The organism is Faecalibacterium sp. DFI.5.82 (assembly GCF_029076575.1).
GTDB lineage: Bacteria > Bacillota > Clostridia > Oscillospirales > Ruminococcaceae > Faecalibacterium > Faecalibacterium duncaniae.
Map to the genome: position 1 here is coordinate 1 of NZ_JARFIS010000573.1, position 308 is coordinate 308.

Below are 308 nucleotides of genomic sequence, written 5' to 3' on the forward strand. Positions count from 1 at the left end.
GATTTCAGGAAGAATAGGCAGACCGAAATAGAGAAAGGACGGGCAACGATATGAAATATAAGCTGTTTCGCTCCACCGGTAATCTGGACAAGGCAGTCCAGAATCACGAACTGGTTGCCGTGGAGACCGGCAAGAACATTGATGATGTGGCAGACGCGCTTATCCGTGCTGTTCGGGATGATCTTGCGGAAATGCCGGAGTATGCGCACTGCGAAACCGCTGCGTATGCACCGGAGCCGGTTCAGGAGCATAGCCGCGTAAGACGTTATCAGTATGAGATGAGGGGTGTTGTTTACCCGCAGTATGCG

At 52.3% G+C, this 308-nt stretch carries 1 protein-coding gene; it reads left to right on the plus strand.

What is annotated here, in order from left to right; translation table 11 throughout:
* Window positions 1-50: 50 nt before the first annotated feature.
* Window positions 51-308 (plus strand): carboxylate--amine ligase (locus P0G09_RS17940; protein WP_275253347.1); only part of this gene is annotated, 258 nt, incomplete at its 3' end.